Origin of the sequence: Bacillus sp. RO2, assembly GCF_012911845.1 — a bacterium.
Lineage (GTDB): Bacteria > Bacillota > Bacilli > Bacillales > Bacillaceae_I > Sutcliffiella_A.
The window spans coordinates 91,110-110,209 of the sequence record NZ_JAAXCU010000038.1 but is presented as its reverse complement, the minus strand read 5'-3'; the positions used below and the strand labels follow the sequence as shown (position 1 = coordinate 110,209).

General features: G+C 39.6%; 20 protein-coding genes. 9 read left to right on the top strand and 11 right to left on the bottom strand.

The genetic code is table 11. The annotated features are described in order from the left end of the window. Nucleotides 1-5: 5 nt before the first annotated feature. From HF078_RS09735 to HF078_RS09725, 3 genes are all read right to left on the bottom strand, one after another. Nucleotides 6-1,238 (bottom strand): metallophosphoesterase family protein, encoded by a 1,233-nt coding sequence (locus tag HF078_RS09735; RefSeq protein WP_169290974.1) that lies wholly within the window; start codon nucleotides 1,236-1,238, stop codon nucleotides 6-8. 133 nt (nucleotides 1,239-1,371) lie between these two features. After that, entirely contained in the window at nucleotides 1,372-2,628 is a 1,257-nt protein-coding gene (locus HF078_RS09730) for an ABC transporter permease (RefSeq protein ID WP_169290973.1), read from the bottom strand. Then, nucleotides 2,621-3,523, bottom strand: a complete 903-nt coding sequence (locus HF078_RS09725; protein WP_169290972.1) for an ABC transporter ATP-binding protein — start codon at nucleotides 3,521-3,523, stop codon at nucleotides 2,621-2,623. Before HF078_RS09725 ends, HF078_RS09730 begins: the two co-directional genes overlap by 8 nt. A gap of 141 nt (nucleotides 3,524-3,664) precedes the next feature. Between HF078_RS09725 and HF078_RS09720 the strand changes: the two genes are divergently transcribed. Further along, nucleotides 3,665-3,850, top strand: a complete 186-nt coding sequence (locus HF078_RS09720; protein WP_169290971.1) for a YhzD family protein — start codon at nucleotides 3,665-3,667, stop codon at nucleotides 3,848-3,850. A 26-nt stretch (nucleotides 3,851-3,876) separates the two neighbouring features. Here the strand turns inward: HF078_RS09720 and HF078_RS09715 are convergent, their stop codons facing one another. The 7 genes from HF078_RS09715 to HF078_RS09685 form a co-directional block, all read right to left on the bottom strand. Next, nucleotides 3,877-4,542, bottom strand: coding sequence for a TVP38/TMEM64 family protein (locus HF078_RS09715; RefSeq protein WP_205831576.1), 666 nt, complete (start codon nucleotides 4,540-4,542; stop codon nucleotides 3,877-3,879). Between the two features lie 176 nt (nucleotides 4,543-4,718). Beyond that, on the bottom strand, nucleotides 4,719-5,492 hold the full coding sequence (locus tag HF078_RS09710) for an enoyl-CoA hydratase (protein ID WP_169290969.1): 774 nt from the start codon (nucleotides 5,490-5,492) through the stop codon (nucleotides 4,719-4,721). A 95-nt stretch (nucleotides 5,493-5,587) separates the two neighbouring features. Further along, a complete protein-coding gene (locus tag HF078_RS09705) occupies nucleotides 5,588-5,965 on the bottom strand; it encodes a MaoC/PaaZ C-terminal domain-containing protein (RefSeq protein WP_169290992.1) in 378 nt (125 codons plus the stop codon). A 120-nt stretch (nucleotides 5,966-6,085) separates the two neighbouring features. Next, complete coding sequence (locus HF078_RS09700; protein WP_169290968.1) at nucleotides 6,086-7,573, bottom strand: coproporphyrinogen III oxidase; 1,488 nt, start codon at nucleotides 7,571-7,573, stop codon at nucleotides 6,086-6,088. Nucleotides 7,574-7,733: 160 nt separating this feature from the next. Further along, on the bottom strand, nucleotides 7,734-8,594 hold the full coding sequence (locus tag HF078_RS09695) for a Cof-type HAD-IIB family hydrolase (protein WP_169290967.1): 861 nt from the start codon (nucleotides 8,592-8,594) through the stop codon (nucleotides 7,734-7,736). 140 nt (nucleotides 8,595-8,734) lie between these two features. After that, nucleotides 8,735-9,094, bottom strand: a complete 360-nt coding sequence (locus HF078_RS09690; protein ID WP_168863261.1) for a YlbF/YmcA family competence regulator — start codon at nucleotides 9,092-9,094, stop codon at nucleotides 8,735-8,737. A 531-nt stretch (nucleotides 9,095-9,625) separates the two neighbouring features. After that, entirely contained in the window at nucleotides 9,626-10,759 is a 1,134-nt protein-coding gene (locus HF078_RS09685) for a DUF445 domain-containing protein (RefSeq protein ID WP_169290966.1), read from the bottom strand. Between the two features lie 118 nt (nucleotides 10,760-10,877). Between HF078_RS09685 and HF078_RS09680 the strand changes: the two genes are divergently transcribed. The 8 genes from HF078_RS09680 to HF078_RS09645 all read left to right on the top strand — a co-directional run bounded on the left by HF078_RS09680 (nucleotide 10,878) and on the right by HF078_RS09645 (nucleotide 18,594). Beyond that, on the top strand, nucleotides 10,878-12,254 hold the full coding sequence (locus tag HF078_RS09680; protein ID WP_169290965.1) for a YheC/YheD family endospore coat-associated protein: 1,377 nt from the start codon (nucleotides 10,878-10,880) through the stop codon (nucleotides 12,252-12,254). 1 nt (nucleotide 12,255) lies between these two features. Further along, nucleotides 12,256-13,314: a YheC/YheD family endospore coat-associated protein gene (locus tag HF078_RS09675; protein WP_169290964.1), complete on the top strand. Its 1,059-nt coding sequence runs from the start codon at nucleotides 12,256-12,258 to the stop codon at nucleotides 13,312-13,314. A gap of 14 nt (nucleotides 13,315-13,328) precedes the next feature. After that, nucleotides 13,329-14,693 carry a YheC/YheD family endospore coat-associated protein gene (locus HF078_RS09670; protein WP_240951714.1) on the top strand — a complete coding sequence of 455 codons (1,365 nt, stop codon included), beginning with the start codon at nucleotides 13,329-13,331 and terminating at the stop codon, nucleotides 14,691-14,693. Further along, nucleotides 14,690-15,883: a YheC/YheD family protein gene (locus tag HF078_RS09665; RefSeq protein ID WP_169290963.1), complete on the top strand. Its 1,194-nt coding sequence runs from the start codon at nucleotides 14,690-14,692 to the stop codon at nucleotides 15,881-15,883. The genes HF078_RS09670 and HF078_RS09665 overlap by 4 nt, the downstream gene beginning before the upstream one ends. 48 nt (nucleotides 15,884-15,931) lie before the next feature. Further along, complete coding sequence (locus tag HF078_RS09660) at nucleotides 15,932-16,144, top strand: YheE family protein (protein WP_148989719.1); 213 nt, start codon at nucleotides 15,932-15,934, stop codon at nucleotides 16,142-16,144. A 52-nt stretch (nucleotides 16,145-16,196) separates the two neighbouring features. Further along, a complete protein-coding gene (locus HF078_RS09655) occupies nucleotides 16,197-16,376 on the top strand; it encodes a hypothetical protein (protein ID WP_169290962.1) in 180 nt (59 codons plus the stop codon). A 104-nt stretch (nucleotides 16,377-16,480) separates the two neighbouring features. Then, nucleotides 16,481-17,377 carry a PucR family transcriptional regulator gene (locus HF078_RS09650; RefSeq protein ID WP_169290961.1) on the top strand — a complete coding sequence of 299 codons (897 nt, stop codon included), beginning with the start codon at nucleotides 16,481-16,483 and terminating at the stop codon, nucleotides 17,375-17,377. A gap of 113 nt (nucleotides 17,378-17,490) precedes the next feature. Then, on the top strand, nucleotides 17,491-18,594 hold the full coding sequence (locus HF078_RS09645; protein WP_169290960.1) for an ABC transporter ATP-binding protein: 1,104 nt from the start codon (nucleotides 17,491-17,493) through the stop codon (nucleotides 18,592-18,594). 38 nt (nucleotides 18,595-18,632) lie between these two features. On the opposite strand, the gene HF078_RS09640 is transcribed toward HF078_RS09645, so the two are convergent. Next, nucleotides 18,633-18,875 carry a hypothetical protein gene (locus tag HF078_RS09640; protein ID WP_169290959.1) on the bottom strand — a complete coding sequence of 81 codons (243 nt, stop codon included), beginning with the start codon at nucleotides 18,873-18,875 and terminating at the stop codon, nucleotides 18,633-18,635. Between the last annotated feature and the right edge of the window lie 225 nt (nucleotides 18,876-19,100).

The window sequence follows — 19,100 nt, the reverse complement described above, 5'->3', positions numbered from 1 at the left end:
CCTAATCACCTCTTCTCACTTTCTAAGAATTTACTGACTAGCCATTGTTCCGTTTCTTCCACTATCGCTTTCACTTCTTCTTCATCCCAGGTTTCTAAATAGCGGCTTGCTTCAGAGTGACGTAACAATGGCGCCAATGCTTCTTTCATATCGACTTGGTCTACCATGGTGTAGAAATCCTTGTAAAATGTTTTATCTTGCAAGTCCTCTTTTGAATATGATAAAGCTGTTCGCACACGCAACGTATAGATGTATACAAATGAAGTATTATTTTCTTCTCCCTCATTTAAGAGGAGTTGAAGTTCTTCCTGATTACTTTCTTCTTGGAGAAAACCATGCAGGTTACCATTCCCTGTATATGTAAGTCGAAGTAATTTCCCCTTGCCTTCCAACCTAATGGCATCCACAGCTTGTTTTGTTTTCTCCATCAGTTGATCCACCGACTGTAATTCGTTGATAGGGATCTCGAGTTCTTCCCATTGGATAGCGGATGTTTCTATATACGTTAGCTCAGGGATACCGTCTTCCAAGAGGTCAACCAGATAGCAGCCTTTGTCACCCTGTTCCTTTTTATGGCGACCTTGTATATTTCCCGGATAGACGATTGGTGGATGGTAATGTAGTATTTCACGTTTATGTATATGACCAAGCGCCCAGTAATGAAACTCTTTATCAAGAAGGTCAGGTAAGGTAAACGGTGCATATGGATCATGCTCTTCCCTTCCAGAAAAATTACCATGTAGCATTCCGATGTGAAAAGGTATCGTTTTGTCTTCTTTCTCGTAGTAACTTGTCATATTCTCCGTTAAATGTCTTTGTTTATAGCTGAATCCATATATACACGCCAACTCTTCTTTGTCCTTTAAATATGTCTTTCGTTCCACTTCTCCAGTAAAAATATGTACATTATCCGGGTATTTAAAAAGTGTGTGGTCATCTGTAAGGTAGTCATGATTCCCATGAATAATATAAACTTGAATTCCTGCTTCGTTTAACCTCAAGAGTTCTTTTCTAAGTGTCGCTTGGGCAATTAGGCTTCTTTGTTCTAGATCAAAGAGATCTCCAGCTAATAAAACAAAATCCACATGATGATGAATTGCAGCGTTCATTAAATTTGTTAATGATTGGAAAGTGCTTTTTCTAATCTGATCAAATATCTGTTGGGGAAGATGGCTAAGTCCCTTGAATGGACTGTCCAAATGTAAATCTGCAGCATGCAGGAAACGAATTTTTTTCATTCTAGATTTAACCTCTTCTCTAAACGTCTTTTCCTTATTTTATCACGAATGAAATGCGAATGCACGTTCGGTATAGGTGTATGAAATAAAAAAACATGCGGGACTTTGATGTAAGGTCCCACATGTTAAAAAATTATTTGTCTTTTGTAAGTTGCAATGCTTTCTTGATATCTTTCAAAGAAGAAGATTTCCCGTACATTAAGACTCCTCCACGGTACACTTTTGCTCCAAACACAGCCAGAAGCACAATCGTTGTTACCAAGAGGCCGATGGCAAGGCTGATTTCCCAAATAGGAACATTTAACATCCCTACTCGTAAAAACATAATCATAGGCGCAAAGAATGGGATAAATGAAGTTACTTGAATGAATGAATTATCCGGATTGCCTAGTCCGAACATGGAAATCATAAAGCCAGCCACTATCAATAATGTCATGGGCATGATCATTTGCTGAATTTCTTCAATCCTACTTACAAGCGATCCCAAGAATGCCGCAAACGTTGCATAAAGGAAGTAGCCGAGCAAGAAGAAAACGATGGCGTACACAAACGTTCCTGCTGGCATATCGCCTACACCGAAAAATTCAAATACTCCCCCTGCTTCTGTCATTCCTTCAAGATTTCTACTTAGAGATGAATACCCGACAATGATCCAGAATGCTAGTTGTGTTAAACTCAACAGCGCTATTCCAAGGATTTTTCCGAACATATGCATAATTGGAGAGGCAGAAGAAATTAGTATTTCCATGACGCGGGAAGATTTTTCTACTGCGACCTCTGTTGCAATCATGCTAGCATAAAGAATGACTGAAAAATAGATCACAAACAGTAAAACGTACACTAATCCACGGGCCTGGTTTAACTCTTCTTCAGACTTGGCGGATTCTTCTAGAGCTACAACATCAAAATTAATGGGCGTGTAAAGTTGAGCGATTTGTTCTTGAGATAATCCAAGTTGACTTGTTGCCAGCTCATTTTTCACTTGCTGAAGCATCGCCTCCACTTGTGCCATCGTCTCAGAATCAGTGATAGAAGCTGCTTTATAAACCCCTGATGGTAAGCCGTTTTGATCCGTTGAAAGGACAAGGAGCCCGTCATAATCCCCTTCTGTCACTTTACTTTCAGCATCAGCCTCATCTGATACCATTTCAAGGCTCAAGTTGCTATCGGGATTCGTTGCAAGCTGCTGCGCTAACAATGGTGCAATAGCGCCTTCTTCATCCATTACTGCCACAATTTTGTCTTCCTGTTTATCAAAAATATCAATAATGGACTGAATGTTAGTAACACCGACAATAAGTAGTGTTGTCACCAAAGTGGAGATAATAAAGGATTTAGATTTTAGTTTGCTCATATAGGTGTGCATTAAGATAATCAAAAACTTATTCATGGTAAGAAGCACCTACCTTTTCTATGAAAATATCATTCAAGGACGGCTCCTCCAAGATAAACTTGCGGATATAGCCTTTACCTGTAATTTGTTGCAGCAAGGTTTGGGAGACATCTTCATCTTCCACTTGAAGAATCATGCCTTCTGCTGTCTGCTTTGTTTTGGTAACTCCTGCTACATTCGATAAATACTCCAAATCAAAATCAGCATGAATGACGACATTCTTTTTCCCAAATGAACGCTTAATGTCCCTGAGCGCACCATGCACAACAGGTTGACCGTGATGCATAATGCACAAATGCTCACAAAGCTCTTCTACATGCTCCATCCGATGACTGGAAAAGACAATGGATGTCCCTTGCTTTTTCAAATCCACTACCGCTTCTTTTAAAAGTTCTACATTTAGGGGATCCAAGCCACTGAAAGGTTCATCCAGGATGAGCAATTTCGGATTATGAATGGTGGAAGCAATAAACTGGATTTTTTGTTGATTTCCTTTTGAGAGTTCTTCTACTTTTTTATTAAGATACTGTGGTACCTTGAAGCGCTCCAACCAATAGTCCAACTGCTTCAAAATTTCCGCCTTCTCCATTCCCCGCAACCTGCCCAAATAGATCATTTGGTCCTTTACGGTCAATTTTGGATAGAGACCTCTTTCTTCCGGTAAATACCCTACCAGATGACTCTCTTTATATGTTATGGGTTTCCCTGCCCATGAAACTTTACCTTCTGTAGGCTCCAATAATCCCAGGACCATTCGAAAAGTGGTTGTTTTCCCTGCTCCGTTCGCACCTAAGAACCCAAACATTTCACTTTCCGGTATTTCAAGGGTCAAATTATTGACTGCCACATGCTTGCCAAACCTTTTGGTTACACCATCTATCTGTAATGCCATGACGTTATCCCTCCTATGTTTTACAGTAACCTATACGGTTAAAAATCGAAATAGTTTCATAGAACTTTTACATTTCAAGAAACTTTTAGTAAAATAAAACAATGAATGAATATTCATTTTTTAGACACGGAGGGGACAAACATGGGGAAATATACGTTAACAGTCTTTAGCAAAAACGGGGAAACTCTACTTGATGAAAGTTTTGAAGCAGCAACAGAAAAAGAAGCAAAAACATTAGGAGAAAAAAGATTAGAAGAATTGAACTTTATCGACACGACACACCGTTGCACGAACGCAAGCGGCAAACTAATCTTGTTTCACAGATAACGGATAAACGCATGGAGACAGTAGCATCACATCTCCATGCGTTTTTTGTTCCAATAGCGATTAAAAGCAACCGTAGTCAAAAAAACAATTCCCATAATAACCGAGCACGAGAATATAAGCTGTGTAGAAGATAAGTCCAGGAATTTTGCCAAGGAAACAGAATATGCCAGCACAAATGTAGTCAAAATTTTTGATAAGGACGCTATTGCGAGAAACTTTTTAAACGAGACAGCTCCTATTCCCGCCCCCACGCAAATGATTTCATCAGGAAGAACAGGAATAATGAATAGAAGTACCAAAATGACCGTCTCATTTTTTCTTACATATTCTTGATATCTTTTTAGATGTTTTTCTTTTACCAATTTTGAAGCCACTTTCATTCCGCCAGATCTTGCAATAAAGAACATAATAATTATTCCTGTCAATGTTCCGGAAAAACCAAGATAGAACGAAGCAGATGCTCCAAAAGCCATACTACCGGCAGGAATGGTCAACGCTTCTGGGAGCGGCAAAATAATTGGTTGAGCTAAGCACAGGAAGAAAAAAAGAAGTTGAGCTATGGAACCATACTCTAATAGCAAGCTCTCTAATCCCTTATTTTCTACAATTACCATGAACTTACCTATATAATAGACTAGAAAAATAATAATTATAATTCCTAGCCCTGTTCTTGGTACTTTTCCTGTTTCCATTATTTGCACGCAAACCACTCCGTTTTTCTTTTATGAACTTAGTATAAGTGGAGTGCTTTTTGTTGGTAATGTACCGGAGTATTATTTGACAATACGACTGTAGGCTTAGTATAGAGGAGGGGCTAAAGAGGCAATAGGAGAAAAAGCTGCCCCATTATTGGAGCAGCTCTTCCGGTTCACTTTCCGGAGAATTGTGGTTTTCTCTTTTCCACAAAAGCTTTGATTCCTTCCTTATGGTCTTCTGATTGTCTCATTCTACGCTGTGCATTCTTTTCCAACTCTAAAATTTGTTCTAGGCGTGGTAAGGATTGCTTCGCGTAAATCATCTTCGTTTCTAACATTGCTTGTAATGGTGCATGAAGAAGGGCTGCAACCCTTTTGGAAATTTCCTCTTCCATTTGATCACCTGCCAAGCTATCTACCAAACCTAATCCATTAGCTTCTTCAGCGGAAATTGTTCTACCTTCCCAAATCATCTGTTTAGCTTTCGCTTCTCCAAGACGCTTTTCCATGAAGAAGTGACCACCACCATCCGGGATTAAACCAATCTTGATGAAATTCATAGCAAGTTTTGTGGACGTGTGAGCAACCACAAAGTCGCTGGCAAGGGCAAAACTCAGACCAAGCCCTGCAGCTGCACCATGAATGGCACTGATGGTCACTTTCGGCATCGTGTAAAGCTTGGTGACAATGGAGCCAATGGTATCCATCACCTGATCAAAGTCACCTCCAACATTGTCCTGGAGCATCATTTTTATATCTCCACCTGCACTGAACGCATTTCCACTTCCTCTGACAATCAGGACTTTGACCTTCTCATTTTTCGATACCTCGTCCAGAACTCTCTCTAATTCCCCTAACATCTCCACGTTCATTGCATTTAATGCTTCTGGTCTATTAAGCTCTAAAATCACAACCGAACCTTGATCCAATACATTAACCGTACTCATACAAGCACACCCTTTCTTTGCATTAATATTAAGTTTGATTTTTCTGAAATATTAAAGTTCTGTGCGGGGGTCAGACCCCCGCAGGAATTTCTCTGTCAATCTCGAATAATACCTTTACTGTTGCCTATGAGGACTTGTTTGCCATTTTGGTTGGTGTAGATGGATGTTACGTTGACTTGTTTGTAGTCTTCTTGTTGTTGGACATTGGTGAGGGTGGCTACACAGGTGATAGTGTCGCCTGTAAAGACGGGACGGAGGAATTCCATGTTCATTTCTCTTGCGATGTAATTTAGGTCTCCCCCTATTTTGGTACCGATACTTGCGGTCAATAGGCCATGCACCATTAAGCGACCATGCTCATCCTTTTCAACATGATGTCTTCCTTGGTCTCCTGAAACTTCTCCAAATTGAAGTATTTCCTCGACAGTGAATGTTCTGGAATAAGTCAGAACTTCACCAGTTTCAACCTTCATCATCTATTCCCTCCTCTAAGTTATATAACTAGTATAATATGAAAGCGCTTAAAAATGAATGATTATTCACTCATGAATCCAAAAATATAAAAAGCGAGGATCTTAATCCCCGCTTTGTTATTAGTTTCTAGATGAAAAGAGCTCTTCCAAAATACGAATTTTTTCATCTGTATAATGTTTAAATCCATCATTGTAAGACTTAGGATCTTTCGGATTGGCAAAGCGAGTTATCTTCCCTGTTTCAGGGTGAACAAACTTACTAGATGCCCCGCACCCTAATCCGATGATCGTCTGTTTCTCTTCCATAATCATGATGTTATAAATGCTATCTTGTCCTGGCAATGCATATCCTACATTCTCCAAATTCCCCAAAATATTTTTCTGGCGATACAGGTAATAAGGAACATAGTTGTGTGTTGTTGTCCAATCTGTAGCCATATCCATCATCTTACCGATTTCATAACGATCTGCCACCTTGTAGCGATTCTTATTTTGAGTCATTTCAGAAGCTCGTTTGAAAGACAATGTATGGACCGTCAATGATTCAGGTATCAGTTTTTCCGTCTCTTCTAGAGTATGGGCGAACTCTCCCACTCCTTCTCCAGGCAGGCCGATGATCAGGTCCATATTAATATTATTCATACCCATTTCACGGGCAAGGTGGAACTTATCGATAGTTTCCTCCACGGTATGATGGCGGCCGATAGCTTTCAATGTTTCCTGCGTATAAGACTGAGGATTGATACTTATACGATCGATATTCCACTTTTTCAATACTTCAAGCTTCTCCGGCGTAATCGTATCTGGACGTCCGGCCTCCACTGTTACTTCACGAACTTTTTCCATGTCAGGGAACGAAGCATACATCTGCTCATAAAGCATGTCCATCTCTTCTGCTGTTATGCTCGTAGGGGTACCACCGCCGTAATAGACAGTAGTAATTTTAATGCCTTTTTCCTTTAACCAGGCACCGATGGCATCTATCTCATGGTGGAGACCGCCAAGGAAGGAATCCACTTTTCCTTGCTTACCATTAATCGCATAAGCAGGGAATGTACAGTATGCACATTTAGTTGGACAGAACGGTATTCCGATGTAAATGCTGACTTCTTCCCCCAAATCATGTAAATCTGGTACTACATCTAGCTGGCGATCAACAATCTGCTGCATTAACTCTATCTTTTCGTCTGTAATTAAATAATCTTCTCTCAGCTGTTGATGTACGTTCTCTTTTGGTTCTCCCTTTTGAAGCTTTGAGTGTAGAAGTTTTGTAGGTCGGATTCCCGTTAGAATCCCCCACTTCTGAATGATACCCGTATGTTCTTGTAAGAGCGTCAAATAAACATAAGACACTGCTTGTTTTTTACGGCGAAAGCTTTCTTTTTCGTCTGATTCGCCCAATTCTTTCTCATGGGAGCAAGTAAGTTCGCCGAGTTGTCCACTTACAAAAAACGTGGTGTTTTTTTCTTCAACCTGGAATGTTATCTCTAGATCATAGGAAGCATCTTCCCCAAGCACCACTTCTGTTTCTTCAAAAAATAAATCCGCAATCAATGATAACGGACGCTGATATCTATCATCATGTAATCCTTTTATAGCAATCTTCAAGTTAATCACCTTTCACACTTGCATTGTTTTCAGCAAGATTTTTCACTTCCCCTAGTGTAACGGATGAAGCGGATGCATATCAAGATAATACCATTGGAAAAGAAGGAGACATGACAAACAAAAAAGACAAACCCCACTTACAGAGTCTGTCTTTTCCCTTCTATATTTTCATTTTATTTAAAAAAGCGATGCGTTGCTGTTTACGAAAATGTTCTTTAATCATATAGGCTACACCGTTTTCATCATTGGTCCGAGTAATCCAATCAGCAGCAAGCTTCACTTCTTTTGGAGCATTCCCCATTGCTACGCCCAGTCCTGCGACTTCAATGATAGGAAGGTCTTCCATTGTATCCCCAATGACCACCATTTCCTGCGGTGGAATTTTTAATACTTCACCAAGAGCTAACAATCCATCCATCTTCGTTCCACCGTCAGGTAAAATATCCACTTTCCCGTCAGCATGAACAAGAATTTCAATTCCCTCAAACGCAGATTTCAAAGTCGTTAACACTCTTTCTCTTTCTTCTGGCTCTGTAAAATAAACCTCTATTTTCGGTGGTGCAATTGGATTATCAATTAACGTATCCCCTAAGGATTCTACAAATTGCATTGGGTAGATTAATGGATCACTAGAACCAAGTACTGCTCTAGCCATCAAGTTATTAGCACCACGCAATCTGTTTCCAATGGAATATCTTTCATGCAAAATCCTTACTGTACAATCATAATTTTCGAGCACTTGAACAAGATTGAATGTTTTATCCTCTGATAGTCGCTTTACATGAAGAGGTTGCTCCAGTTTAGAGGCAATAAATGAGCCTCCATGCGTCACTAAAAACGTATCAAGTTTAAGAGATTTAGCCACTTTCTTGGCAAAAGCGAAGTTTCGGCCGGTCACTAGTGTTACGTATACTCCCTTGTTTTTCACATACTCTATCGCTTCTTTCGTTTCCTTAGCCAATCTTCCATTTGATTTCAATAGCGTTCCATCTATATTGATGGCGAGCAGGCGGTATATCATGGAGAGACCTCCTTATCTAAGATGTTTGTACTTATTGATATGAGTATGAGGAGATTAGGAGAAATAGAACTTTTGGAGTTTGCAGGCAAGAAAAAAACGCACTAGTTTCAGTGCGCTTTATTCCTACCTATTCTCACCAATTAGTTAGCGGAATCTACGTTGCTATATAATTCTTCTAGAGGCTTCATGATGATTTTGTTTAATTCGCTTACCATCATGCTCATGCGTTGCTCTGCTTCCATAAGTTTTGCAATCGCTTCGTTTTGTTGAACTACTGCAACCGTTTTTTGTGCTTGCTCTACTTCTTCTTGTGTAATTTCTTGACCGCTCATTTGTTTTTGTTGAAGTTCAAGTTGAATGTTGCGGAAGTTCTCAAACATTCTTTTCGTTGTTTCGTCTGCGAATACCTCTTTATATAAAGTTTGAAGGTTTTTGAACTCATCACTTTCTTTTACTGCTGTTTCTAGGTTGTACGCTACATCGTAAACGTTGTTTGCCATTTGTACGTCATTCCTTCCTTTTTTGCCCATCTTTCAGGCATGCTAGTGACCAGTATAACAAACATGCCAGAGTCATTCAAACCATAAGGGGGAGGAGTTTTTCTATCTCCTGTAGATTTCCGTTTCAGGTATTCGCTTTCCGCGGGACGGTGTTTGAGCCTCCTCACAACGCTTCCAAGCCACTGAAAAAGACCTTGATTTTGAAATTTCACCAAACACCGCTGTTGATTTCCGCAAATGGCTTCGCTTTCCTAGGGAAGGTGCTTGAGCCTCCTCGCTTCGCTGCGGGGTCTCAAGCTACCTTTATCTCCCTCAGGAGTCTTCGCCTTTTGCTACAATCACCAGCTAGGAATCATAAAAACTTTACATTATACGTCTTTCAGTGGCACCTTCGTTGCGGGGTCTCAAGCTACCGTTCCCCCCGCAGGACAAGGAAGGCTTCGGCAGCGATTCATCGCACGAAGAAAATGCGTTAGCATTTTTGAGGAGTCTCATACCTTACACTTCAATCTCCAGGGAAATCCCTCTATCTCAAAGAATTAATACTAGCAATCCTTGTAGTAGTCCTATTAGGCCTCCCAGTAGGGCTCCGAGGTAGGTGATTAGTTTTAGTTCACGGCGGGATACGGAGAGAACCATTGCTTCTACTTCTTGAAGGGAGAAGGATTCTACCTGATCTCGCACGACTTCCTCCAGTTTCAACCTTACAAGCAGTTCTTCCAATTTCTCCAGTAAGAGATCGCTGCCTGTTGAGAATGCTGAAGGAATTAATTTATCCATCATCCATGGATAGATAGGTTCTATCGCTTCCTTCATCGTTTTATTCATCCATTTTGGAACGTCCACTGTGCGTTCTACTACTGTATGAAGAGAGGAAAGAATGGTTTCCCTGGACACTCTATTTTCGAGTTCCTGCATCTCCATCTCCTTCAGTTTGTTCCATTCCCGGTACAAGACATTAATTAAGACATCTTTTGTGCCATCATGCTTGAGGAATTTGATAATTTCAGGCTGCACCTTATCGACTATAGGATAGTTGCCCATAAACATTTGGACGACACTTCCTAATTTCCCTCTTGTTGCAATAAAATCGTTAATCATTTTCGACAACTGCCTTTTCCCTTCTACACTTTCAAAATGGTAGATTGCTTTGTTCAAGATGAATTCTGAGACTGCCGGGATATTACTGTCAATAGAGTGCAACAAGTTTACAGGCAACACCTGTTGAATAGGTTTTGAACGCAATGGTGTCATTACTTCTTCATATTTTCTTTCCACAATTTGATGTAAATTTTCTTGAAAAAGGGTTTCTGCATCCTCTATTCCAAACTTCCTTAATACTTCTTGGACGCTTACCCCTTTTTCGAGGTAACGGTCCAATTCTTCTTTTATCCATTGTTCAGATTTTTCTTGGAAAGAACTGTTCATTAATCTTCTTTTCATGCTTTCTGCAGTCAAAAGATGTTCCATCACCAATTTTCCCAGTTGGTCTGCAAGCTCTGACCTTCTTTTTGGTATCAATCCAGGTGTAAATGGGACCCGCTTTTTAAATATATAGATTGGGTTATAGGGTCTGAACAACATTCGAATCGCAAGGGAATTGGTAACCCCTCCTATCAAGGCGCCAATCGCCATCATCATTACAATAACAAACAAGATATCCATCTATCGTCAACCTCTTTCTAATCACCGATTTATCTGCTTTTCAATACTATAGATTGTGGGGCAAATTCCCCTGTTTCTCCTAAACAGCCTAACCTTAGACAAAAAATGAGGGAAAAACATGAAATTTTTAGCTGCAAGGGTAATACCTATTGAAAATAATGCACATGTACCAATTATACAAGTAAGTGAAGCATTAGCAAAAAAATTAAAGCTTCCTGAACATATATGTTTATGTACGGTTCAATGTAGCCGGAATACAATGACATGTAATATCGTAACTATCAATATAGAAGAAAACGTGTTGAAACTGGACCGAAGTATCCAGAAATCTTTGTTACTTTTTGATGAGGAACGATCTTACCTCATCACGTATAACATTGAATCCAACACACTTCATATCGGCCCTGTTATCGCCCTCCTCACAGAAATCGGAATGAAGGACGAAGATTGTATCGACCTTAAGTCTATTGAAGAGTATTGCATGGAGCTTGCCAACTATTCGGAGGATATCGGTGTTATCTTCTATGTTTTCACGCTTGACGATCAATGGAAAGAAAGACATATCGAGGGGTACTACTTGGAGAACAACATCTGGAACAAAGCTCTGCTTCCGTATCCTCAAGTCGTGCACAACCGCCTCCATAAACGTACGAATGAGAAGAGTGAAATGTTTCGTGAATTTACTAATCAATTGCAAGAATGGGAGATTCCTTACTTTAATGATCATTTTCTAAACAAATGGACAGTGCATGAACAGCTTGTCCATGCAGACCATTTGACTCCTTATTTGCCAGAGACAGCACTATTTTCTGGCAAACGACTGGAGTCTTGGTTAGAAATTCATTCTACTCTTTTTTTGAAACCAATCAATGGCAGTCAAGGTAAACAGATATTTAAAGTTTGCAAAACTCAAGATGGGTACACGCTGGATTACTCTTCCCTTCAACAACAAGTATCCCAAAAATATAGCAGTATAACTGATTTGTACAAGCGACTTTCTCCTGAGATCAAGAAAAGGCAATACATCCTTCAACAAGGGTTAGACCTTCTTCATTTAGATGGGAGGCCCGTGGATTTCCGCTATCTGTGTCATCGCACCAATAATAATCGTTGGCAGGTTACCTCCTCTACCGCCAGAGCCTCTAAGAGCGGATCATTCGTATCGAATCTCGCCCAGGGAGGAGAAATGCTTTCTGTCCAACATGTACTTCGAACGAAATTTGACACCAGAGAACTTCCGCATATCCGAAAGCTCCTAAAGGAATTGGCACTTGAAGTGGCAAACGAAATCGGAGCTGCCTCAGATGGACTTTTTGGAGAATTGGGTATTGACCTTGCAATTGATACCACTGGCCATCCTTGGATCATTGAGGTAAATACAAAACCATCCAAGAATTTAGATCAGCCAGTAAACGCAAGGAGCATCCGCCCTTCTGCCAAAGCTGTTATTATCTACTGTTTATATCTGATACACGAACACTTAAAGGAGAGATAATATGATCACCCTAGGTGTCCTCTCATTTTCACAACCGACTTTTTACCTTACAAAAATAGCCGAACATGCTGCGAATAATGGTGTCATGATATGCATCATTTCACCAACTCAATTAACAGAAAGCCCATCTCACGTATCAGGTCTTATGTACACTTCAAACAAGAAGGAATGGAAGGACTCCACAATTCCCATTCCTTCCTTTATTTATGACCGCTGTTATTACGGAACCAAGAAAGCGCAACTCTTTAAAGCAGGAACAGACTCATTGAAGTTACAGGAAAATGTACAGTTCCTAGGTTACGGGCTCCCAAATAAATGGGAAGTCTATAACAAGTTATCAACCATAAAGGAAATCCAAGCCTTCTTTCCTCTAACAAAGAAACTCACAAGCGTCACATTTTTCTTATCACACTTCCGTCAAAAAAAGAGTTGGCTAATTAAACCCATCAATGGCTCCCAAGGAAGAGGATTAATAAAGGTAGAAAGGATCGATGGCCAATATATCGTAAAAGAGGTGGTTCAACCTGGAGAATCACTCTATATATTTAGGACTGATCATCATCTAAAAAAGTGGCTGCATAGTCGCATGAAGGATACAGAGTATATTTTCCAACCATTTCTACCTTTGCAAAATAAAAAGGATGTTCCATTTGATTTAAGGATATTTCTACAAAAAAATGAAGAAGGAAACTGGACGGAAAGAGTGCGTTGTATCCGGACAGGCCCAAAGAATCATATCACATCCAATCTTGCAGGTGGCGGGGAAATGCTTCCTTTCTCTGTCATTATTCAAGGCTTACATCGGGCAAAAAGAGAGGAATTAGAAAGGAAATTACAGGTCATTGTTGAGCATCTCCCTTATGCGATTGACCAGATGATCTCCCCTCTTTTTGAATTGGGAATAGACATTGGGATCGATCCTGACTATAATTTATGGATTTTAGATATTAATTCTAAGCCCGGTCATAAGATAGTAACAATGGCTTCTCCTTCTGTACAGGCAGAAATTTATGAAGCCCCGAGCAAGTACTGCATGTACTTGTCGTCAATTAAAAGGTGAGCAAACGGGAGTTGATGATGTTGAAAGCACTCATACCTGTTAAATGCAGAGATGACTTAAAAGAACACCAAATTCTTGTTCCGGAAGAGATTAGCAATGTCCACATAGAATCAATCGCTTTTGGAACACATCAGTATGCCTGTGATGGGATTTCGCATAAAGGGCATTCTCTCTATCTTTCTAAACCATTGTTTAAAAAGTTGCTTGTCCCTTATGAAGGGAATATCCATGTATTTGTTCATGAAGGCACCCTTCATCTTGGCCCTCTGATTGGAATTTTCACAGCAGGGTTTACTAGCTCCATGATTAGGCCAATAGGTGAACGGTCATTATTTTTCTCCAAACTGCTGGCAACGGAGAGAAAAGTTGGTGCTTATATGTTTCTATTCGGCGCTAATCATATTAATTGGGAAGAGGGTACGATGGAAGGCTTCATGTTTACTGAGCAGGGTTGGAGAAAAAGGACCCTCCCTTTTCCTCACGTAGTTTACGATCGCCTTCCTAACAGGCGGACAGAGAAACATAGGCTTCTTGCACATACAAGAGAAAAAATGCAAAAAGATTATGCCATTCCCTGGTTTAACCCAGGTTTCTTCAACAAATGGGATATTCATCAAAAGCTTATGATTGAAGAAAATATTGTCCCTTATCTACCAGAAACACATAATAACGTGTCCATTGAAAAAATGGAAAAATTATTATCAAAATATCCTTTCATATACCTAAAACCTACAAATGGCAGTTTAGGACTAGGTGTTTACAAAATTATTTATAACCGTGAAGAAGAAACCTATTATGCTCGCTATAAAAATGAGGATTTTGTTAATAAGCTGCAGCGTTCCTCTTCTCTTGAAGCCCTGTTGGCACATGTCCTTAAAAACAAGGACTTGTCCTCTTATCTCATTCAACAGGGCATTTCGTTATTAAAAGTAGAGGAATCCTTCGTTGATTTTCGTGTTCATACTAATAAGGATGAACAGGGGAATTGGGTTGTGAGTGCAATGGCTGCTAAGCTTAGCGGCAAAGGGAGCATTACCACCCACGCCAACAGCGGCGGAGTGATCAAGACAATTTCTGAAATATTTACAGAAAAAGATGAACAAGAAGCAGTCATCGATAAATTGTCTCAAGCCTCCCTTTTAATAAGCAATGCCATAGATACACATATGCCTGGGTTTATCGGGGAAATCGGTTTTGATTTGGGGCTTGATAAAGAGCACAAGCTTTGGATGTTTGAAGCAAACTCCAAGCCTGGCCGTTCCATCTTCTATCATCCTAAGTTGAGAAACGAAGATGTTTTAACTCGCAAGCTGTCCATTGAATATGCGGTGTATTTGACTGAGCATACAATAAAAAATCCGGAAGGTGTTTTTTCATGATTGAATTATTTTATGAGATTACCTCCCAGACTTGGTACCAGCGATTTAACGCAAAGCAGAAAGTGACATTGGGAAAGTACTTTTCTGTTCCATATAAAATGGAGCATACCAGCAAAGCTATTAGCTTTCCATTCTTGCTAAAGGATATGAAAGCCGGTCCGCTTATCGGAATTTTGGCAAGTCCAAAACAGGATGGTTTTATAGGGAATGTTGGTCTTTTCAAAAGAATACAACGAACTCTTCAACAATCAGGTGGATTATCTGTGGTTGTTACTCCACAACAACTTACAGAGGATGGAATTAGCGGTTTTTGTTATCTGCCAACGCACGACCATTGGATCAAGATACAAACGCCACTTCCTGATCTTTTGTATAATCGCTTGTCACGATATGAGGACGAAAAACTTTTCTTAGAACAAACAGAAAAGCTTACCTCTCTTTATCATATTCCAGTTTTCAACCCACATTTTTTTGATAAGTGGGAGTTATACTTACAGCTTAAAGACAACGACATGTTGGCACATCACTTACCCAAAACGGACCTTTTATCAGAAGATACATTAGCAGAGTATCTCTCGACCTACCAGGAGGTATATATAAAAAAAAGAAAAAGTAAGAGAGGAAAAGGAGTTTTTCTGATAACCAGAAACGGAAACACGTACTTGATGAAGTCAACATCCACCACTACCGTCCTTTTTCCATCTATAAGTAAACTTGCCCGTTATTTTGAAAAAGAAGAACCTTTAAATTCTTATATTATTCAAGAAGCCATCACTACAGTGCCGATGAGAGGCAAGAAATTCGATTACCGAGTATTGGCCCACTCAAGCGGCAACCGCTTTGCTATTACAGGAGTAGGCGTTCGAATGGCGAAAAAACAGCAGGTAACCACCCACGTCCCTGCAGGTGGAGTAATTGTGGCAACGGAAGAGCTACCAGTTAAAACAGACCTTGAAACAATGGAACAACTTATTTACCAATGTGGGAAACAGCTTACTTCTTTTTATGATGAGATTGGGGAATTCTCGGCAGACATTGGAGTTACACCTGAAGGAAATCATTTCATCTTTGAATTGAATGCCAAGCCAATGGATTTTGATGAGCCTCCGATAAAGCAACGTGCAACTGAAAATATTTCCAAGGTATTCTATGAACGATCTGGCTTTTCCATGCAGGAATCCTCCACATAATGTCGAATAATGTTACAAGTCGTCATTACACCATGAGGAGGAAAAGGCATGATTTCACACTTTCAATTAAAACCTTTCTATCAAAATAACCAACTGCCTGGATGGCATCTTTCCTTTTTTTATAAAGGTCACTCCGTAAAAGCCGTCTATCACAAAAACGGTTCCATAGAATGGCCAGAATCACAAACCTTTTCCGAAGAAGAAAAACAAGCCGTGGAAGCTCAGATTCATGAACTGATGCTTTTTCACGTCTATGATTGAAGAATCATTTTCCCTCCTTTAGATAAACTAACTAAAAAGGAGGGATTTTTTTATGGCAGATAAGAAAAAGACCGATAAAGGCCCACAATATGAAGGCAGAGATGAATATTTCATGGATGTTGACAGGTATATCAATGAAGGGTTAGCAGGTGGAACTGTTTTTGAACGGGACCAATACACTAACATAGAAGAAGCACGTGATCTAGAAAAAGAAGAACCACCTAAAGAATAACGATAAAAACTCTTCCCTTTTTTGGAGGAGTTTTTTTATTCCTTTGTATACCGTGTTCTCTTCGATATAATAAAAGGAATAGCTTAGAAGGAAAGGGATTAATCATGTACAACCAATTAAAAAAAATATATAAGGATGCTCTTATCCAGACATCTTCCCCATACAACTTTTCACAATATCTATGGTTCACTTCATCAGCAAATGAATATTACGGAATAGAAAAAGAAGCATTGACTTCAAAAGATATTTTGCTGTTAGAAACATTTTTGCAAAAGGTAGAAGAACATCAACTATCTATGAGTGAAAAGGAACAGTGGTGGCATGAATTATTATTTGGACGTGCTACCCAACAAAATCCATACAGTCAACAAAGGACTTTCCGCTTCATCCATTTTGAATTCTCCGAACCACTATTGAACAAGGAAGAATGGAAAGAAGCTTTAGTTGCGTTTTTTGATAGCGACATGGAGATAGTATGGAAAAACTTTACTTCCGGCGTGATTGTAAACTTTTTGCCTGAAGTGAAAGAAGAGGAATCTGTTCCTCTCCATGACATTATTGATATCACTGCTTCTGACTTCTATACGAATGTAAAGTTGTATATCGGAGCATACACCGAATTTGAAGAAAAATTGGCAGACTTATTTCGCTGGGAACAACATTGCTTTGAACGATCCTTAATAGCAAGGAAGCAGGCAAACATACATACATTTCAACACGCCCTCCCTTTTATGCTGACAGAAAACATAGATGCCCAACAAATCTCTTATATCAAAAAGATGTTTGGTACGATGCTAGATGATGAAAAAGAACTTTTACAAAGCGTAAAAGTCTATATAGAAAATAATATGAATGTATCACTAACAGCCAAGAAACTGTTCATGCACCGTAACAGTCTTCAATACCGAATCGATAAATTCATAGAACGGACTGGCATAGACATCAAAAACTTCCAGGGAGCCATGGCCGCCTACCTAGCAATCATCATTATTGAAAAGTAACGTTGCACAAAGACGTTGCTTTTTTTTTGTGCAACTTGTACATTTACGAAATGTATGCGTTTTCGGTAAACTAATAACAGATTAAGAAAACGATTTCATAGGGGGAAACGAACATGGCAGAATTACAACTTGACCATATCTACAAAGTATATGAAGGCGACGTAACAGCAGTTAAAGACTTCAACCTACACATCAAAGATAAAGAATTTATCGTATTCGTAGGTCCATCAGGTTGCGGTAAATCCACAACTCTACGTATGATTGCAGGGCTTGAGGAAATTTCAAAAGGTGACTTCGTAATCGACGGCAAAAGAATGAACGACGTTGCACCAAAAGACCGCGACATCGCAATGGTATTCCAAAACTATGCCCTATATCCACACATGAATGTATATGACAACATGGCATTCGGTTTAAAATTACGTAAGTTCCCTAAAGAAGAGATTGACCGCCGCGTAAAAGAAGCAGCAGCAATTCTTGGCTTGGAACAATACCTTGACCGTAAACCAAAAGCATTATCCGGTGGTCAGCGTCAACGTGTAGCATTAGGTCGTGCAATCGTTCGTGATGCAAAAGTATTCTTAATGGATGAGCCGTTATCCAACCTTGATGCAAAACTACGTGTAGCGATGCGTGCAGAAATCTCTAAGCTTCACCAACGCCTTCAAACGACAACAATCTATGTAACGCATGACCAAACAGAAGCGATGACAATGGCAACACGCCTTGTTGTAATGAAAGATGGTATCATCCAACAAGTTGGTTCACCTAAAGAAGTTTACGAGAACCCAGAAAACGTATTCGTAGGTGGATTCATTGGATCTCCTGCTATGAACTTCTTCAACGGTAAACTTGAAGATGGGACATTCTTGATCGGCGAACAGAAAATTGCAGTTCCTGAAGGAAAAATGAAAGTACTTCGTGACCAAGGATATGTAGGAAAAGAAATCATCCTTGGAATTCGTCCAGAAGATATCCACGATGAGCCTGTTTTCATTGAATCATCTGTTGGAACGACTATCACAGCTGTTATTGAAGTATCTGAGCTTCTTGGTGCCGAATCTATGCTTTATTCTCAAATTAACGGCCAAGATTTCGTAGCACGTGTTGATTCCCGTACAGACGTGAAGCCTCAACAAAAGCTTCAACTTGCATTAGACATGAACAAATGCCACTTCTTCGACATTGAAACTGAATCTCGTGTACGTTCTAAATAATATTTTATCGAAAAACAGGTCTTAACCGACCTGTTTTTTTATTCTTGTATAGGATTAATTTGCTCTTTTTGACACACAGAACAATGGAACAAATGTAAGCAAACATGATTTTCCAAACTATTTAAATCTCCATCAACCATCTTCAAAAGATTTATTTCCATATACGCACTATAATCATCCAAATAATCCGTCACCTTCCCCATATCAACAACCATACTGCCGCACGACGCGCAGTTCCCTTGATAATCTTCCAACCCATTACATAGCGGACATATCTCCATAAAAGCTCCTCCAGTTCCTTGCATCTTCTGCTTATCATTAATTTTTACATCTTACCTTCAAATATGCCATAATACTGAAATAGAAAAAATCCATAAATTACCTAAAAATAAATGGATAAAGATATTATGAAATTCCTATAATACAAGTAACAACTTATCAACCAATGGACCAAGCCTAGACGGCAGCAGAGACCTCTGCACTTACTGGTGCAACCCCAGTTGGTC

Bases quoted from the DNA above. Each gene is read 5' to 3' on its own strand.
- HF078_RS09640 (WP_169290959.1), bottom strand. From the start codon at position 18,875: ATGGAGATATGTCCGCTATGTAATGGGTTGGAAGATTATCAAGGGAAC.
- HF078_RS09705 (WP_169290992.1), bottom strand. From the start codon at position 5,965: ATGAAGGTTGAAACTGGTGAAGTTCTGACTTATTCCAGAACATTCACT.
- HF078_RS09660 (WP_148989719.1), top strand. From the start codon at position 15,932: ATGATTTCACACTTTCAATTAAAACCTTTCTATCAAAATAACCAACTG.
- HF078_RS09655 (WP_169290962.1), top strand. From the start codon at position 16,197: ATGGCAGATAAGAAAAAGACCGATAAAGGCCCACAATATGAAGGCAGA.
- HF078_RS09675 (WP_169290964.1), top strand. From the start codon at position 12,256: ATGATCACCCTAGGTGTCCTCTCATTTTCACAACCGACTTTTTACCTT.
- HF078_RS09645 (WP_169290960.1), top strand. From the start codon at position 17,491: ATGGCAGAATTACAACTTGACCATATCTACAAAGTATATGAAGGCGAC.
- HF078_RS09680 (WP_169290965.1), top strand. From the start codon at position 10,878: ATGAAATTTTTAGCTGCAAGGGTAATACCTATTGAAAATAATGCACAT.
- HF078_RS09695 (WP_169290967.1), bottom strand. From the start codon at position 8,594: ATGATATACCGCCTGCTCGCCATCAATATAGATGGAACGCTATTGAAA.
- HF078_RS09690 (WP_168863261.1), bottom strand. From the start codon at position 9,094: ATGGCAAACAACGTTTACGATGTAGCGTACAACCTAGAAACAGCAGTA.
- HF078_RS09670 (WP_240951714.1), top strand. From the start codon at position 13,329: ATGATGTTGAAAGCACTCATACCTGTTAAATGCAGAGATGACTTAAAA.
- HF078_RS09720 (WP_169290971.1), top strand. From the start codon at position 3,665: ATGGGGAAATATACGTTAACAGTCTTTAGCAAAAACGGGGAAACTCTA.
- HF078_RS09735 (WP_169290974.1), bottom strand. From the start codon at position 1,238: ATGAAAAAAATTCGTTTCCTGCATGCTGCAGATTTACATTTGGACAGT.
- HF078_RS09650 (WP_169290961.1), top strand. From the start codon at position 16,481: ATGTACAACCAATTAAAAAAAATATATAAGGATGCTCTTATCCAGACA.
- HF078_RS09710 (WP_169290969.1), bottom strand. From the start codon at position 5,492: ATGAGTACGGTTAATGTATTGGATCAAGGTTCGGTTGTGATTTTAGAG.
- HF078_RS09715 (WP_205831576.1), bottom strand. From the start codon at position 4,542: ATGGAAACAGGAAAAGTACCAAGAACAGGGCTAGGAATTATAATTATT.
- HF078_RS09665 (WP_169290963.1), top strand. From the start codon at position 14,690: ATGATTGAATTATTTTATGAGATTACCTCCCAGACTTGGTACCAGCGA.
- HF078_RS09685 (WP_169290966.1), bottom strand. From the start codon at position 10,759: ATGGATATCTTGTTTGTTATTGTAATGATGATGGCGATTGGCGCCTTG.
- HF078_RS09725 (WP_169290972.1), bottom strand. From the start codon at position 3,523: ATGGCATTACAGATAGATGGTGTAACCAAAAGGTTTGGCAAGCATGTG.
- HF078_RS09730 (WP_169290973.1), bottom strand. From the start codon at position 2,628: ATGAATAAGTTTTTGATTATCTTAATGCACACCTATATGAGCAAACTA.